This is a genomic window from Gracilimonas sp. (genome assembly GCF_031581265.1).
Classification (GTDB): Bacteria; Bacteroidota; Rhodothermia; order Balneolales; family Balneolaceae; genus Gracilimonas.
This window is the reverse complement of sequence record NZ_JAVLBQ010000028.1, coordinates 1-17,152: the sequence shown is the minus strand read 5'-3', so window position 1 is coordinate 17,152 and position 17,152 is coordinate 1. Positions and strand designations below refer to the sequence as shown.

Sequence of the window (17,152 nt, the reverse complement as noted above, 5' to 3'; positions counted from 1 at the left end):
AATTCAATTCTCTAATAAAGAAAGTTCATTTTCTTCAAAACAAGCATGAATTTCATTTTTAAGGAATTCATGGACCGCCTTATTCCCGGCAATAATTCGTTCCCCAAAATACCAATTATCCCCTCCCTGCCAATCGGTTACAATACCTCCGGCTTCTTTAATGATCAATGCTCCGGCAGCCACATCCCAAATACTTAGACCATATTCATAAAATCCCTCAAACCGTCCGCAGGCAACATTGCACAAATCCCAGGCTGCTGTTCCCGGGCGACGCACACCATGTGTTTTATGCATCATTGCTCTAAACAACTTCAGGTAGTTATCCACCAGATCAAAATCTTTGTACGGGAATCCGGTGCCAATGAGCGAAGATGAGGGGTCTTCATTGCCTGAGACCTGAATAGGCTCCCCATTAAGAAAAGCTCCCTCCCCTGAAACAGCCGTGAATTCCTCCTGATTGGCCACCTCTAATACCAAGCCAACTTTAGGTTCTCGATTTTCCCACAGTGCAATTGATACACAATAAACCGGGAAACCATGAGCAAAATTTGTGGTTCCGTCAATCGGGTCAATGATCCAAATTCTACCTTCTGCAAGTTCATTAGTGCCACTGGATTCTTCAGCCAAAATTTTATCATCCGGAAAAGAGACATTAATGATTTCGATGATCTTTTTTTCGGCAGCTACATCTGCATCAGTTACTAAATCATTTTTTCCTTTCAGTTTAACATTTAAGGAATGCTTTTTTGCGTATTCGTTTATGATTTCTGAAGCTTTAGAAGCTGCTTTTTTTGCTACTTTAAGTTCTTTGGTAAAATCACTCATTAAAATTTTTTACTTTTTTCAATCAATTAAATTTTTAAGCAGATTGCCACCCCGCTCTTTAAGGTAGTCTTCTACAATCTTTTTAATCACATTTTGATCGGGGCGAACATTTGGTTTCTGAAATGTACCTGTAATTAGCAAAGGCACCGCTATTGTGCCATTTTCTTGCTGAAGAGCATTGGTTGCACGATCACCTATCACACTTGCGATGCCACTTTTAAATTGGCCGGGCAGGGCAATCCGGGCTTTATAATTAATTGAATCAGTAACCATGTGATGTGTCCCGTCCATTTCAAGCCCAATATTACCGCTCGTAAGATTTAGCTTCTGAAAAGTCAGTATTTCATCTTTGATACTGAAGTCAGATTGCCATTCATCAAGGGCAACATTTTCAAGTTCTTCAATCTTTAATACCTTGGCAACTTCAAGCTGAATTGGGTGTCCATTGAGTCGGGCTTTGGTCATACCAAAAGACCCTTCAGCATCATTAGAAGAGATTTCAGGAGATAGCGCAGAATTTAAGTTCGAGCTGTATTCTACATTAGCGCTGAAAGTCCCATCTATGTATTCATGGATGGTACTCTCAGGTCCCAAAAATCCGGTATCCCGAAAAAACGACTCCGCTATTAATTGATCCAGATTTCCGCTAAAGGTGATCTTAGTATTGGTCGGTTCCGGTATCTCCCAGTTCATTGATCCTGTAGCTGTGCCTTCAAACATGGTTGCCTTAGCTTCATCCAATCTTAAATTGACAGGACTCATTTCGCCGTTACCTGAAACGTTCGTCAGGTTAATACCAAAAATCACCAATCGATCTATCTGGGCAGAGACTGATGCATTCATTTCCGGAAGCTCAATAGGGAAAGGTTCGTTGGGATCCGTTTCTTCGTCCCAGTCAATCATTTCATCTATGGTAAGCAATTTGCTGGAGTACATACCGGTGACGGTTGGGATTTCTCCGGCCTCAAGATCTTCCTTAAGAAAACCAAGGTAGTATTCCATACCTCCTTCCAGCTGAATATCTGATGAACCAAAATTCATGGTAAAATCACTTAACTGCATACTCTCAGGGGAAATAGATAACTGTCCGGATAAATCGCTTACCGGTAGCAACAATGAATCTCCAATGGCACTGACATCACTTACATTCAGGTTTCCATTTAGTTTTACTTGAAGTGGATCTCTGGCCGGACCTGCAGCCGATATATTCATTTCAGCATCACCGGTCAGTTCCTGAATCCAGGGTTCGAGCGAGTAATAGGATCCGATATCCCCTAATTTAGCATTGCCCCTCATATTTACATCAAAAACAGGATCATCAGATAAATAATCCTGTACGCTGCCACTCATCGTAAGACTGTTATTTCCGGTCTTAAATTCAGCTTCATTAATTTCTATTAATGCCCCTGCCACAGTTCCTGAAAAATTCATATCCCTGATAGGTTCTCCAAGTGAGTAATGTGCTAAATACCCATCCGTTAAATTAACCGTGCTGCTTTTTAAAATATTTTCGATATCCAGTGGCTCTATTGCTCCTCTTAGATTGATTTGAGAACTCAACTGACCTCTGAGTTCAAGCGAGTCTTCATCAATAGGATAAAACTCTTTAATGGTGGAGAGGTCAAATTCTACATCACCTGTAACATCCACACTTCCCTCTGCCGGATTTAACGGGTTATATACTGTCCCGCGGAAATCGAGCGTATTTTGAGCCACCTGCACCCTTAGTTGACTAATATCCATTCGGTTTGATTCAGCAACGATATCGACTTGAATATTCTCTATAGCTCGTTCTACTCCTATATATTTGATCAAGCCATTATTCAGAACAATAGAACCTTCAAGTACTGCATTTTCCGAGGAATCAACAGCTCCTTTTGCATTCACATCCACGTTTAAGACGCCGGAAAGCTGTTCTATATCATATTCGGTAATTGGATAAAACCCTTCTATGGTAGCAAGGTCTATATCTCCGTTTAACAACAAGTCGTAGCTGATATCTTCTGTGATAGGATTTAAAACACTACCTGAAATATTGACGGTATTATCAGCGGCTCTTGCTTCAAAATTTTGAATAGATATTTGGTCGTTGTTGGCAACAAAGGAAAGCTGAATATCTTCAATTGCATTGGGTAGATCAGGGTTTTTTAGATATCCATCCTCAACTGAAATATAAAAATTAAATTCAGGAGTTAGTTGATCAGAAAATGCTCCGCTAATAGTCCCTTCTATATTTAATCCTCCGCGGGTTTCAAGTCCGGCAAGGGCATCATCATACTCAGGAGGAAGCAGTTTAAGCAATTCACCAAAATCGTTCGATGAACTTGACATTTAAAGGTTTAATCCAATCTCCTCATTGCTCCATGAATTAATATTTCCCTTTACATTCAATGCCAACCCCCGGATAGAAAGACTACCACTTTCAATATTTAATGCTTCATTCGTCATATCCAAAGTGGACGACTGATTGAGTGAAATGGACATATTGTCGAGGTAATTAGTCCCTTCATAATTCACCGATAATGATCCTATTTCTGTATTTAGATTGGTCTCAATTAAATCGGCATAAGTCACAGCCAATTGGCTGTTTAATTCACTTGCTGTAATCTCAGTATTTGTGGTAAGGTCCCGATATTCAACACTTCCATTGTTGACGATCATCTGGGGGACTTCTAAAGAGAAACTACTTTGTGACTGTTCGGTAGATTCAGAATCATCGCTTGCCAACAAAAAGTCTATATTCGTGGTGCTGTCTTCTAAAACGGTATAGTAAACCTTAGGAGTATTGAGAGTGAGTTCCGACAGGTAAATATTCCCTACAATCAGTGGAAGCACTTTTATGGAAACCAAAAACTCTTCAAGTTCGGCAACTGTGTTTCCATCTTGATCAGGAACTTTAAATCCTTCCATACTTACCCTAACATTTGGAAAAGCTCTGAAAAAACTCAGCGACATGTTTTCAACTTGAATTTCAGTCCCCAAAGTTTGGGTAGCAGCAGGAACAGCCATCTCCCTTAAACGCTCATCATTGAAATAAATACTCAGTGATACCATCACCAAAATACAGAAGGCTAAAATACCAGCAATAATCTTCAGAAATGTTTTCATATCAATAAGTTAATATATTCTTATAAATCAAATCTAATATTCGATATTTGTTTTGATACCGGTTACGAATAACACTTGGACCCTGTCAGTAATTCATTGTTTCTTATTATTTCAATAAAGCAATAACGGGCCAAAATTGAGGGAACTATTTCTTTAATGTCATGCAAAAAATGGAGATATTCTCCATGCAATTAATCACCTCAACAATTCATACTCATGATTATCCCTATCGCTAGCGACCATGCCGGATATCCTGCTAAAGAAGTTACCAAGAAAATACTGGAAAAGTTCGGCCACAAACCCCTTGATTTCGGTACTGACTCAGAAGATTCTGTCGATTATGCTGACTTTGCCGTAAAAGTAGCTGAAAGAGTAAATAATGGTGAAAATGAAATAGGAATTTTGATATGCGGAAGCGGTCAGGGAGTGTGCATGACGGCCAATAAGTACCCTAAAGTGCGTGCCGGGCTAGTTTATTCCAAGCATTCTGCTGAAATGACCAGGCTTCATAATGATGCTAATATTTTGTGCCTCCCCGGTCGTGAACTCAATAATGAACAGATTGAAGAGATTTTGAGTATCTGGTTGAACACAGACTTTGAAGGTGGCCGCCATGAACGCCGTATTAACAAAATTGAATCATTAACTCAACAATAAGCACAGCCGATGAAATCGCTTCAGGATCAAGATCCCAAACTTTTCGAACTGCTTGAAGAAGAAACCGATCGTCAAAACTATAACCTGGAGTTAATTGCTTCCGAGAATTTTGCTTCCAAAGCCACTATTGCAGCCATGGGAAGTGTTTTGACAAATAAATATGCGGAAGGTTATCCCGGTAAAAGATATTATGGAGGGTGTGAAGTTGTTGATAAAGTTGAAGACCTTGCAAGGGATCGCGCCAAGAAATTGTATGGAGCTGACTGGGTAAATGTACAACCCCATTCCGGGGCTACGGCCAATGCTGCTGTCTATCTGGCCTGCATGAAACCCGGTGAAACTCTTTTGGGCTTTGACCTCTCCCATGGCGGACATCTTACCCATGGTTCACCCGTAAACTTCTCAGGAATAAATTATAACGCAGAATTTTATGGGGTCGATAAAGAAACAGGTCGCTTGGATATGAATAAGATTCGTGAGCGAGCCAAAGAAGTTAAGCCAACCATGATTTCAATTGGAGCTTCAGCCTATCCACGGGATTATGACTATGAAGCCTTTAGAAACATAGCCGATGAATTTGGCGCTTTGCTGTGGATGGACATGGCTCACACTGCCGGACTTATAGCAACAGGCCATTTAAATGATCCACTTCCCCATGCCCATGTAGTTACTACCACAACCCACAAAACACTACGTGGCCCACGAGGCGGAATGATCTTGGTTGGTAAAGACACGGAGAATACGATAGGTGTAACTGCCCGAAAATCCGGTAGGACTAAAAATTGGGGTGAAGTTTTTGATTCTGCTGTTTTCCCAGGAACACAAGGTGGTCCGCTTATGCATGTAATTGCAGCCAAGGCAGTCGCCTTCGGAGAAGCGTTACAAGAAGACTTTAAAGAGTACCAGTCTCAAACGCAGAAGAATGCCAAGGCCATGGCTGACAAACTTATAGAGTTAGGATATAATCTTGTAAGTAACGGCACCGATAATCATCTTCTCCTCATTGATCTCCGAAATAAAGGACTGAATGGAAAGGTTGCTGAAGACGCTTTAGGCAAAGCTGCCATCACCGTAAATAAAAACATGGTCCCCTTCGATACAGAAAGTCCTTTCGTGACTTCTGGTATTAGAATTGGATCTCCGGCAATGACAACAAGAGGGCTCAAAGAAGAAGAGTTTAAGCAAATTGCTGTTCTTATTGACAGGGTTCTTCAGAAACCGGAAGATGAGCAAAATCACAAGAAAGTAGAACAAGAAGTGCGCGATCTGTGTGATCGTTTCCCACTTTATGATTTTGTAACAGCTTAACCCGGAGATAAAAGCTTGGAAGAACGGCAAATAATGGAAAGCAATCCGCCCGAGGCCAAAAAACCGGCCGACAGAACGGATACTATGTCTTTTCTGGAGCATCTTGAAGAATTGCGCTGGAGAATCATTAAGGGAATGATTGGCGTTGTGATTGGAGTAGCCATTGCTTTTATATTTTCCGATTTCTTTATCGAAGATGTTATGCTGGGCCCTACCCGGGGTGATTTTTTCATGTATGATCTTTTACGGGTTGATGCAGTTAATTTTGAGCTTCAAAGCCGTCGATTGCCCGGTCAGTTTTTTACTTTTTGGGGCACATTATTCGTGATGGGATTTATAATCGGTTCCCCCTACTTCATATTCCAGATGTGGTCTTTTGTGGAGCCCGCCCTTGAGCGTAGAGAAAAGAAGAAAAGTTATTTCACTTCATTTTTTATAACCATGTTCTTTTTTGTGGGAGTCACTTTCGGCTACCTCATCTTGGTTCCTTTTGCCCTACAATTTTTTGCCCAATTTCAGATCTCAGATATCATACGAAACGATTTTGATATAAATGAATATTTTGGCTCGGTAGCCATGTGGGTGATTGCTTGCGGCGTCATTTTTCAGATACCGGTTGTGAGTTATTCGCTGTCAAAAATTGGGTTATTAACGCCTGAGTTTTTGAAGAAATACCGTCGCCATGCTTTAGTTTTATGCCTGATTATGTCGGCAATGCTTACTCCCCCTGACCCTATTTCTCAAATATTGATCGCTTTACCCTTAACCATTTTATATGAACTTTCTATTTGGGTTAGCCGATACGCCAACCGTAAACGCAAGAAAGAACTTAATGAAGCAATAACCGGAGTATCTAATACAGAATAAATCCCTGTATAATAAATGCAGACTATTATGGTTTTAACTTCACTAAGCTTTATCTTTTGCTACATCAATTACCCAAACATCTAAGTTCTTCACAAAGAAAATTTTAAAAGACGGAAATTCCATCATTCAAATGAACTCAACCAAATTATTATTTACGCTGCTTCTTTTTTCTTCCCTGCTATTGTCATCGTGTGATGAGGACAATCCCTTTGAAGTTGATTATTCAAGTGCTCCTGATCCTTTTGATATTGAAAATGCAGAAAGAGTTGAAACTGAAACCGGGTTAACGTACTACATCATTGAAGAAGGTACCGGAGCTTTTGAAGTTGAAAGAAGAGATGCGGTGCAAGTTTTTTATACCGGCCGAATATTAGAAACTGGTGAAATATTTGATAGCTCTTATCGAAACGGAAACCCCAGTCCAACAACTTTTTCCTCTTTAGATAACCTCATTGACGGCTTTATGGAAGGGTTAATTGGAATGAAAGAAAGCGGTAAGCGGGTGTTAATCATTCCTCCTGAAATTGGTTATGGTGATAACCCAAACTCAAGCCTCAGCGATGATACATTGCGGTTTGATATTGAACTTGATACCATACTTGGCAATTAGGGAATATATTCTCTTTTTACATTTGGGGATATAGCGGTAGTTATTTCATACGGTATAGTCCCCATTTTTTTTGCCCATTCCTTAGCTGATAAATCTCCATTTCGCAAAATCGTTACCTCTTCCCCTTCACTAAATTGCCGGTCTTTTAGATAAATGGTGATATAATCCATACTGATGGTTCCTACCTGCTGAAATCTTTCCCCGGCAATCTCTACCTCAAACTTACCACTGAGGTTCCTGAAAATTCCATCAGAATAACCTACAGGAATAACTCCTATCCAGCCAGTTTGTTTAGCCTGCCATCGGCTTCCGTACCCAACATAATCTCCTGCTTCAATTTTTTTAACCTGAACCAATCTTGATTTCCATTCCACTGCCGGCTTTAGATCTTCAATTTCTACTGAGCCCGGGGCATAGCCGTACAAGCAAACACCGGGACGAACCGCGTCAAAAAGTACTCCCTTATTTTGATAATAAAATATAGCCCCACTGTTGGCGGTATGAGTTAATAAATCTTCCGGAAATTCAGCTCTGATATCCTTAAAAACCTCCAGTTGTTGAAATACCCGATCATGCCTTTCTTCATCAGAATTAGCAAAGTGGGTATATATCCCGGTGTAATTTAGTTTTGTGTTCTCTATTTTACGCTTTGCTTCAGCAACCTGATGAGGTAAAATTCCCAACCTGAACATACCGGTATCAAAATGAAGATGAGCCTTCGTACCAACTTTTAAACGGTCAAAAACACTTAAATCAGAAATGCTGGCTGTAATATCATAATCTTTATAAAGTGATTCTTTTCCTGCCGGAGGAATTTCAAATACAAGGATAGGGTTTTTAATTCCCTCTTCTCTCAACTGAACCGCTTCTTCAATTCTAGCCGTACAAAACCACTCAACCTCATCTTTCAGGTAGTTAGCAACTGGCAGTAACCCATGTCCATAGGCTTTATCTTTAACCACGGCCATATTCTGCACCTTGTTCCCTGTTCGTAAATTAACGGCCTCCAGGTTTTTGCCAATATTTGAAAGATGAACGTATAAGGTGGATCTCAATGAACTTCCTCAGCTAAATGAAAAGAATTTCTTTTTGTTTTTTTTCAGTATCACTTGGGCCGCGTTATGTCCGGCAGCACCAAAAACGCCTCCCCCGGGGTGGCAAGAAGCACTCGATAAATATAAATTTTTAATCGGAGTTTCGTATTGACTCATTTCCGGTATGGGCCTAAACATAAACATTTGGTCGAAACTCATTTCTACATGCATCACATTTCCTTTCAACAGGCCATGTTTACGTTCAATATCTAAAGGAGATTGAATATACCAATCTATGAGTTTGTCTTTCATATTTGGGGCGTAATCGGTTACCACATCATAAATTTTTTGAGCTTCTCGTTCCCGAATATCATCCCAATGCATTCCATTTGCCAGTTCATACGGATGCCATTGAGCCCAGGCAAACAAGGTGTGATTGCCATCTTTAGCCACTTCAGGATCAATTTTTGAAAAAGTCATACAAAGCACCGCCGGTTTTTCAGGGGGTAACTTTTTGGTGTAATCTCCAATAGCATTATTCATGTATTGAACGGACGGTGCCAACAACTGAATCCCATTATGAATATTAGGATCGTTCGGAGCAGCAGTATATTCCGGCAGTTCTTCAACCGCACAGCGAATTACCATGCCGAAGCCATTACCTACATTTATATTTTCCACCTTTGTAAACATGGAATCATCCAAATGTTCCCGTCCCACCATTTTCATCATGGTTGTTTGAACATGCGCATTTGAAACAATGGTTTTAGCCTTGAATTCTTCCCCATTCACCGTTTGTACACCGATTGCATTTCCACTTTCAATAAGAATTTTTTTCACCGGATGATCAGCCTTTACTTCTCCGCCATGTGCTTCAATCATGTTCTTCATGGCTTGGGTTAGCATGCCGCTGCCTCCTTTTGGATGCTTAGCCCCACTTTCATGCAACATGGATTGCCAACCGGCAAAATCGCCCGTAGCGGAATGATCGGGTAAAGGGCCTGATTGCGCTGCAAACCAAAGAATTGCAGCTTTCATGTAGGGAGAATAAAAAGCATCATCCACCACTTTACCGTAGCTGGAGAGAATTTTTTGAAGTCCTGCTTGTTGCTCTCCTTTTTTGAACATAGAACCATCCCGGATTTGAGCTTTGGTCATTTCTGCAAAAATGTTCCCTGCGGATGGCTTGGTCATAAAAGCTTTTAGCACGCTCTTATTAATTTTGCCCCAAAATTCTACAAACTCTTTATAGTTCTCTACATCCTCCGGAGCTTCTTTAGAAATGGACTCCAGAGTCCGCTCCAAATCTTTCCAAAAATGAATAACCCCTTTTCCTGTTGGCACCGGGTACGACATGATAGGATCCATATCAATATACTCAAGCCCATATTTTTCCAGTTCCAGATCTTCAATGATTCCAGTCTGATGGATCATAATATGTACCGAAGATCCAACATCCATTTTAAAACCATGCGGATTTTCCTCCGACTTAAACATGGTCTCGGTCCTCACCGCACCTCCAATGGTAGTATCTCGCTCAAGCACCAAAACCTGATATCCATTTTTAGCGAGATAACAAGCTGTGACTAACCCATTATGCCCAGACCCAATTACAATTGCATCATAGTTTGACATGTAAAATTTCCTTTTTTTAATGGAATGAATATGAACTTTTACTAAGTTGAATTAACAGAAACTAACTTAACATTCATTCCGAGTATTATTAACAAAAGTACCGCAAATTAATATCAAACATGACCTTTTTTAAATCTTTTCTTGCTTCTTGTTTAGGAATTTTCACCTCCTTTACATTGCTTGTAATAGCTTTCTTTATAATCCTTGCTGCCAACTCATCTGAACCGCTGCCAGAGGTGGATACTAACACTGTACTCACCATCGAAATGTCAGGGAATATTCCGGAAAGAGTAACCCCAAGTCCGTTTGAAAGTTATTTTAATCCCGGGGCTGCTCACAAACTATCATTGGTTACACTGAAAGAGAATCTCCAAAAAGCAGCTGCTGATGATCGCGTAAGTGGCGTTTGGGTCAAAACAAACATGCTATCTACCTCCTGGGCAAACCTCGAACAAGCTTATGATTATTTAAAAGAATACAAAGAAAGCGGGAAATTCCTTTATTTCAGTACCGATGATATTGGAATGAATGAGCAATCCTACTATTTAGCCACCGTAGCCGATAGTATTTTCAGTCCCCCCAACACCAACTTTGAGTTTGATGGATTCTTGTCTCAATTCACTTTTTATAGCGATATGTTAGATAAGATTGGGATTGAGCCTGAAATCTTCAGAGTGGGTAAATATAAATCTGCCGTAGAGCCTTATCTTGAAACTTCAGCCTCTCCTGAAAGTCGCGAACAAGCCCGGGAAATATTAAATACAGCCACTACTACTTTTGTTGAAGCTGTATCACAAAAAACGGGAAAAACCCCGGAAGCAGTTAATGAATTGCTAAGCAGTCCTCCGGTAAACCGACTGCAGTTTGCCTTGGATAATGGATTAATTGATGCCTTTGCTTTTGACAACGAAGTGGAAATCATCCTCAAAGAACGAACCGGTATAGATACGAACAGCGATTTAAATACCATCTCATTTTCAACCTATGGAAAAATTCCGGCTGTAAATGCTGGTATTGAAATGCCTTCAAGTTTTGATCGTATCGCTGTTATTTATGCCAATGGGTTAATTATGCCTGATCTCGGTTCAGAATCTCCATTTGGTACATCCGGAATGATTACAGCCGATGATCTTCAGGAGCAGCTGGATGAAGCTCTTAATAACTCAAGCGTGAAGGGTATTGTGGTTCACATCAACAGTCCCGGTGGTTCCGCTACAACCTCAGATCTAATATGGAATAGCATTAAAACAGCTTCAGAAGAAAAGCCTGTAGTTGCATCCATGGGATCTGTTGCTGCCTCCGGCGGATATTATATCGCTATGGGTGCAGATACGGTTGTGGCTAATCCCAATACCATCACCGGTTCCATTGGCATCTTTAACCTTTTGTTCAATGCTCAGGAGCTAACTCAAAATAAAATAGGGTTAGATTTTGAGAACGTTAAAACCCATCCCTATGCTGACCTGTTAGATCTCACCACTACTTTTACTCCTGCTGAAGAGCAAATCATCCAGCAGAATGTGGAACAAGGATATGAAGTATTTCTAAACCGTGTAGCCGAAGCTCGGGGAATGAGCAGAGATGAGGTTCATGAACTTGCCCAAGGACGAGTATGGACCGGCTTGGCGGCTCAAGAAGCCGGCTTAGTTGATGAAATAGGATCAGTAGATGATGCCATCCGAATAGCCGCAGAAATGGCCGGAATGGAAGAATATCGGGTCGAAAACTATCCCGTGCAGAAAGGATTATTTGAAGTTTTAATGGGCAGTGCCGAAACAAAAATGTATGCTTACCTGGATAGCTGGATTCCTTATTCTAAATCTGAAGATGTTAGCAATATCCGGATGTTACTGAAACAACCGGCCGGACAAAACTGGATGATTCTTCCTACTGAAATCAAGATTAATTAAGCTTTATGAAAATAGGCCGTTTTGAAATAGAACAACTCAGTGAAGGTGTTTTTGAAGTTTTTGAGGATGGTATCATCCACAAATCAGATTCTAAAGACATTAAACATCCAAAACTTCCTTCAGGAGTGAAATCTACATCCTCGCATATCGGAATAAACCCTCTACTCATCAGAGATGGCAAACATAATGTTCTGATTGATACCGGTCTTGGTTGGGGACTTGATCATAAAAGTAAGTATGAAAACACCTCAAACCTGTTGACCAACTTAGATATATTTGGGCTCACCCCTGCCGATATAACTCATGTAGTGCTCAGCCATCTTCATTTTGATCACGCTGCCGGTTCAACTTTTGTGGACAATAATTCAGCAACCCAGCCAACAATGTCTTATGCCAATTACTTCCTGCAAAAAAAGGAATGGTATTTTGCCCTGGAACAAATGCAGAATCCCACAAAAACCAGAGGTGCAGGTTATAACCTCGATGAATTATATAAATTAGCCGCTGAAGATAAGCTCGCACTTATTACAGATGAGTTATTTAACCTATTGCCCGGCATTGATCTGATACGAACAGGAGGTCATACTCCCGGACACCAAATTGTCAAGATTCAGGATAACGGTGAAACAGCTTATTTTCTTGGTGACCTTGTTCCCTCTGAATATCACTTAAACCATTATGCTATGCGGCAGATGGATATTGACCCGGTTCAAACCAAAAAGGCCAAAACGCTTATTCTGCGTCAAGCCCTGGAACAGGAAGCGGTTCTTTTATTTTATCATTCTATTCATGCAAAATCGGGCAAGTTGCAGCAGGACAAAGACAAAAAATTCATCCTTAAGGAAATCCAATAAAGTACCCTGCCATCACATGAATTGACTATATATTTTTCAACTTTTGATGAATACCATTCTTCTCTTTCTATAGTTTCAAAAGGAATCATCAAAGACTACTTTTTTACCCCACATGAAGAAATACCTGTCGCTACTTGTAATTTTATTAGTACCGTTCATTTCTTTTTCTCAAACGCTTACCGTAAAAGATGCAGAATCCTTACAACCCATTCCGGTAGTCACTATCCACAGTGAGTCGATGGATGTGTATGCAGTCACCAATCAGCAAGGGAAAGCCAATGTTGATGAATTTAGTGGTGCCGATGACATCGAAATTCGGATTTTGGGATATCAAACTTTAGTAAAGAGCTATTCCGAACTGGAAGAAGCCGGGTTTGAAGTGCTTTTAAAACCAAAGGCACTCGATATGAATGAATTTGTAGTATCTGCGACCCGTTGGCGCCAATCATCTGAAAATGTTCCCTCAAAAATTTCATCTATTACTCCGGAAGTTGTACGACTACAAAATCCTCAAACAGCTGCAGATCTTTTAAGTTTATCAGGTGAGGTTTTTATTCAGAAAAGTCAGCAAGGCGGTGGAAGTCCTATGATAAGGGGTTTTGCCACCAACAGATTGCTGTATGCCATTGACGGTGTTCGGATGAATACGGCTATTTTTCGGGGAGGAAATATTCAGAATGTAATATCCCTGGATCCCTATGCTATCGAAAATACGGAAGTGCTTTTTGGTTCCGGCTCCGTGATTTATGGAAGTGATGCTATCGGTGGCGTGATGAGTTTTCAAACCCTTACTCCGCAGCTTTCTACGGATGGAGAAACAGTGGTGGATGGTAATGCTTCTTTCCGGTACTCTTCAGCAAACTCCGAGAATACCGGTCATTTTCATGTGAACGTAGGACTCGATAAATGGGCATTTGTGAGCAGTATCAGTGCCAACGACTACAATCACCTTCGTCAAGGCAGCAATGGCCCTGAGGACTATATTAAACGTTATCACGTGGAATCTCAGCTTCAGGATGATGAAATAGCTTTACAAAATGATCCGCAAATGCAGATTCCGACAGCCTATTCTCAGATCAATGCCATGCAGAAAATTCGGTTTAAGCCAAGCGCCGAATGGGAATTCAACTACGGACTTCATTATTCTGAGACCAGTCCCTACGGGCGCTATGACCGCCACAACAGAATGAGAAACGGATTGCCCCGGTATGCCAAGTGGAATTATGGGCCCCAAAAGTGGATGATGAATCACCTAAAAACAAACTACACCGGTAACACTGCCCTTTTTGATAATCTGAGTTTAAGCCTGGCTCAACAGTACTTTGAAGAAAGCCGGATCAGTCGCGATTTCAATGCCCCCGATCGTGAGGTGCGAACCGAAAAAGTTGATGCTTACTCTGTTAACCTGGACTTCCTTAAAATGACCGGTGAAAAGAATACGCTCTATTATGGCTTTGAATACGTAAGTAACGTCGTGAACTCAGAAGGCGTGATTGAAAATATTGACACGAATACGAGTCAGGCCGGACCTTCGAGGTATCCGGATGCCACCTGGCAGTCTATTGCTGCATACGTAAATGATGAATACCAGCTATTAGAAAATCTCACTATTCACAGCGGACTTCGATACAACCGCGTATTAATAGACGCCGATTTTGAAACCCGTTTCTACCCTTTCCCTTTTGAAGAGGCCAATGTAAATAACGGTTCATTGACCGGGTCTATAGGTGCCGTTTTTAAACCCGCCGATGATTGGATCATCAATACAAACTTTTCAACAGCCTTTCGAGCTCCTAATGTAGACGATATCGGGAAAATATTTGACTCGGAGCCTGGATCTGTAGTAGTTCCTAACCCGGATTTGAAACCTGAGTACGCCTATAACTTCGATCTTGGAATTGCTCATACCATCAGTGATGCCTTTCGCATAGATCTTACCGGTTATTACACGCTGCTTGATGACGCTTTAGTTCGGAGAGATTTCACCTTGAATGGAGCAGATAGCCTAATCTACGATGGAGTGAACAGCCAAATTCAGGCGCTTCAAAATGCGGCTACGGCTAATGTTTACGGTATACAGGCAGGGATTAATATTGACATCAATAATGCAGTTACCTTCAGCTCAGATTTCAATTATCAAAAAGGGGAAGAAGAATTGGATGATGGGACCACCAGTCCTTCCCGACACGCAGCTCCGTGGTTTGGGGTTACCCGGCTTATTTACGATCAGGAAGACCTGAACCTAGAACTGAACGCACAGTACCAGGGCGAACGAGAACATGAGGATCTATCGGTAAGTGAAAGAGGTAAAACCGAGATTTATGCTTTGGATGAAAATGGGAATACCTACTCCCCTGCCTGGTACACCCTGAATTTCAAAGCTTTATACACACTGAATGAAACCTATACCGTTTCGGCAGGATTAGAGAATATTACTGATCAAAGATATCGCCCGTACAGTTCCGGGGTTTCCGGTCCGGGCAGGAATTTTATACTTTCCCTATCGGTTCAAATTTAATATCGAAATGGAATGAAACTTCATCTCTTTTACGCCCTGCTTCTTTCTATAGTGGTTATCGCTTGTGGCCAAAAGACGAACGAAAAAACCGAGAATACAGATAACACAGAACTCCCCAATTGGACTGACAGTCATACTTCAAGGAATTCCCTGGATTGGTCCGGATCGTACCAAGCTGTGATTCCCTGTGCCTCATGTCCGGGTATAGAAACCACCATCCTGCTTTCTGATGAGGGGACTTATCAACTCACCATGAAGTATTTAGGTGAAGATGAGCCTAACACGATTACCTCTAATGGTAGTTTTAGCTGGAATGAAGCCGGCAATACCATCACTTTAGAAGATGAAGATCCTCCAAATCAGTATTTTGTAGGCGAAAATTACCTGGCTAAACTGGATATGGATGGGAATCGTATTTCGGGGGAATTGGCTGAGGATTATATTTTGCGGAAAGAGTAAATCGGAGTCGAGGTATTTCGAGTAACCATTAACAAACTACTTCCCATCGTAACCATCTTGGCTCTTTCTTCACTTGGACCGGGTGGTTCGGATAGGCAATCCAACGAAGGCGTTGGAAACGAGGTTAAGCAGCAAATTCCTCAGGACTCATAGCAATGTCAGGAAATTCACGAAGTATCTTTTTGTCAAATGTTACCAAAGGTACATTTAGATCGTCAGCTAGCGCTACAAATTCACAATCGTATGCCGAACATGAAGAGTCTGAAACAAGACTCATAACCTGTGTTGAGTTTACTTCGAATTCATTGGCATCCATCAATTGTTCCGCTTCTTCTATTGCCTGAAATACATCCGTTAATACTAAAATATCTTTCCGAAGATAGATCGATAATACATTTCTAAATTCAGATCGCCAAAGAAGTGGAGCAACCCACTCATTATCTTTCTTAAGCACCTTATAAACCCATTCATCCATATTGTTTGGCGCCCATAAGCTGGCAATTACATTGGTATCAACAACAATCATGGACGTCCTTGGTCAATTGCTTGCTGAATTTCTTCCATTGAAAGAGTGCCTTTCGCTTTCTGTTTAAGCTTTTGGGCACGAGCAATTATTTGATCAGGGTCTCGACGATTGCTTTTGACTAACTTTTTTAAATAAACGATCACTTCACTGTTAATGCTTCGGTGATGCAGCTCGGCCTGTTGCTTAATTTTTGCATACACGTCGTCAGGTATATCCCGAATTGTGATGTTGGTAGACATAAAGATGATTTTAATTTAGTTTCATAATAAAACTAATAAGAAGTGCTAATTATTGCAACAAAAGCAGTATAACGACATTGCGAAAAGTAAGGGTAGCTTGTGACTGATGGAGTTTACTACAATCGATTCTTTAATTCGAGGTGAAACACCCGAGTAACCATCATCAACTACTTTCCATCGTAACCATCTTGGCTTTTTCTCCACTTGGACCGGGTGGTCCAGATGGGCATTCCCAACGAGGGCGTTGGGAACGAGGTTAACCGATCGTTCCAATGAAGTCTCCTACACTGATTGTGTCTCCTTCATTAATCGATATTGAATAAGGCTCCAAATGGGCAAGAAAAACAAATCTATCAGTTTCAAATTCAATAACCACGTGATTCCCGGCCGGATTTAGACTATCAGATGGGGCAAGTGTAATTTCTGAATTTGGTATGGTATCAACCAATGCTACAACGATACCATCTACTGGGGAATACACAGGTTCTCCAAAAGAAAATACATCCTCTAATTCACTACCATCGTTTGTGTAAAATCTTCCTCTTTCATTGACTTTCACTATATCTATGGCATACTGCTGTGCTTTAATAGCATTATGATAG

16 protein-coding genes are annotated in these 17,152 nt (G+C 40.9%); 8 read left to right on the top strand and 8 right to left on the bottom strand.

From position 1 onward, the window contains the following. Positions 1–3: 3 nt before the first annotated feature. From RI561_RS10230 to RI561_RS10220, 3 genes are read right to left on the bottom strand one after another with little or no spacing between them, the layout of a single operon-like run. Positions 4–825: an inositol monophosphatase family protein gene (locus RI561_RS10230; RefSeq protein WP_395080138.1), complete on the bottom strand. Its 822-nt coding sequence runs from the start codon at positions 823–825 to the stop codon at positions 4–6. A gap of 18 nt (positions 826–843) precedes the next feature. Continuing rightward, the gene (locus tag RI561_RS10225) at positions 844–3,156 is read right to left on the bottom strand and encodes an AsmA-like C-terminal region-containing protein (protein WP_395080137.1); all 2,313 of its coding nucleotides are present in this window, start codon (positions 3,154–3,156) and stop codon (positions 844–846) included. Next, positions 3,157–3,933, bottom strand: a complete 777-nt coding sequence (locus RI561_RS10220; protein ID WP_395080136.1) for an AsmA family protein — start codon at positions 3,931–3,933, stop codon at positions 3,157–3,159. 216 nt (positions 3,934–4,149) lie between these two features. Here RI561_RS10220 and rpiB point away from each other — a divergent pair, with 216 nt between their 5' ends. The 4 genes from rpiB (at position 4,150) to RI561_RS10200 (ending at position 7,375) form a co-directional block, all read left to right on the top strand. Further along, a complete protein-coding gene (gene rpiB / locus RI561_RS10215) occupies positions 4,150–4,590 on the top strand; it encodes a ribose 5-phosphate isomerase B (protein WP_395080135.1) in 441 nt (146 codons plus the stop codon). 9 nt (positions 4,591–4,599) lie between these two features. Further along, complete coding sequence (gene glyA / locus RI561_RS10210) at positions 4,600–5,898, top strand: serine hydroxymethyltransferase (protein WP_395080134.1); 1,299 nt, start codon at positions 4,600–4,602, stop codon at positions 5,896–5,898. Between the two features lie 15 nt (positions 5,899–5,913). Then, positions 5,914–6,765, top strand: a complete 852-nt coding sequence (gene tatC, locus RI561_RS10205) for a twin-arginine translocase subunit TatC (protein ID WP_395080133.1) — start codon at positions 5,914–5,916, stop codon at positions 6,763–6,765. A gap of 130 nt (positions 6,766–6,895) precedes the next feature. Then, positions 6,896–7,375: an FKBP-type peptidyl-prolyl cis-trans isomerase gene (locus tag RI561_RS10200; RefSeq protein ID WP_395080132.1), complete on the top strand. Its 480-nt coding sequence runs from the start codon at positions 6,896–6,898 to the stop codon at positions 7,373–7,375. Here the strand turns inward: RI561_RS10200 and alr are convergent. Together alr and RI561_RS10190 are read right to left on the bottom strand one after the other, a co-directional pair. Then, positions 7,372–8,430, bottom strand: a complete 1,059-nt coding sequence (gene alr / locus RI561_RS10195; RefSeq protein WP_395080131.1) for an alanine racemase — start codon at positions 8,428–8,430, stop codon at positions 7,372–7,374. The genes RI561_RS10200 and alr overlap by 4 nt on opposite strands. A gap of 9 nt (positions 8,431–8,439) precedes the next feature. Then, positions 8,440–10,044 carry a phytoene desaturase family protein gene (locus RI561_RS10190; protein WP_395080130.1) on the bottom strand — a complete coding sequence of 535 codons (1,605 nt, stop codon included), beginning with the start codon at positions 10,042–10,044 and terminating at the stop codon, positions 8,440–8,442. Between the two features lie 119 nt (positions 10,045–10,163). Here RI561_RS10190 and sppA point away from each other — a divergent pair, with 119 nt between their 5' ends. The 4 genes from sppA (at position 10,164) to RI561_RS10170 (ending at position 15,785) form a co-directional block, all read left to right on the top strand. Next, positions 10,164–11,954 (top strand): signal peptide peptidase SppA, encoded by a 1,791-nt coding sequence (gene sppA, locus RI561_RS10185; protein ID WP_395080129.1) that lies wholly within the window; start codon positions 10,164–10,166, stop codon positions 11,952–11,954. A gap of 5 nt (positions 11,955–11,959) precedes the next feature. Further along, positions 11,960–12,808 (top strand): MBL fold metallo-hydrolase, encoded by an 849-nt coding sequence (locus tag RI561_RS10180; protein ID WP_395080128.1) that lies wholly within the window; start codon positions 11,960–11,962, stop codon positions 12,806–12,808. Positions 12,809–12,920: 112 nt separating this feature from the next. Beyond that, positions 12,921–15,326 (top strand): TonB-dependent receptor domain-containing protein, encoded by a 2,406-nt coding sequence (locus tag RI561_RS10175; protein WP_395080127.1) that lies wholly within the window; start codon positions 12,921–12,923, stop codon positions 15,324–15,326. 12 nt (positions 15,327–15,338) lie between these two features. Continuing rightward, on the top strand, positions 15,339–15,785 hold the full coding sequence (locus RI561_RS10170) for a copper resistance protein NlpE (RefSeq protein WP_395080126.1): 447 nt from the start codon (positions 15,339–15,341) through the stop codon (positions 15,783–15,785). Positions 15,786–15,909: 124 nt separating this feature from the next. On the opposite strand, the gene RI561_RS10165 is transcribed toward RI561_RS10170, so the two are convergent. From RI561_RS10165 to RI561_RS10155, 3 genes are all read right to left on the bottom strand, one after another. Further along, positions 15,910–16,311, bottom strand: a complete 402-nt coding sequence (locus RI561_RS10165; RefSeq protein ID WP_395080125.1) for a type II toxin-antitoxin system VapC family toxin — start codon at positions 16,309–16,311, stop codon at positions 15,910–15,912. Next, the gene (locus RI561_RS10160; protein WP_395080124.1) at positions 16,308–16,550 is read right to left on the bottom strand and encodes an Arc family DNA-binding protein; all 243 of its coding nucleotides are present in this window, start codon (positions 16,548–16,550) and stop codon (positions 16,308–16,310) included. Before RI561_RS10160 ends, RI561_RS10165 begins: the two co-directional genes overlap by 4 nt. Positions 16,551–16,806: 256 nt before the next feature. Beyond that, positions 16,807–17,152: M23 family metallopeptidase (locus RI561_RS10155; protein ID WP_395080123.1), on the bottom strand; the 346-nt coding region annotated here is incomplete at its 5' end.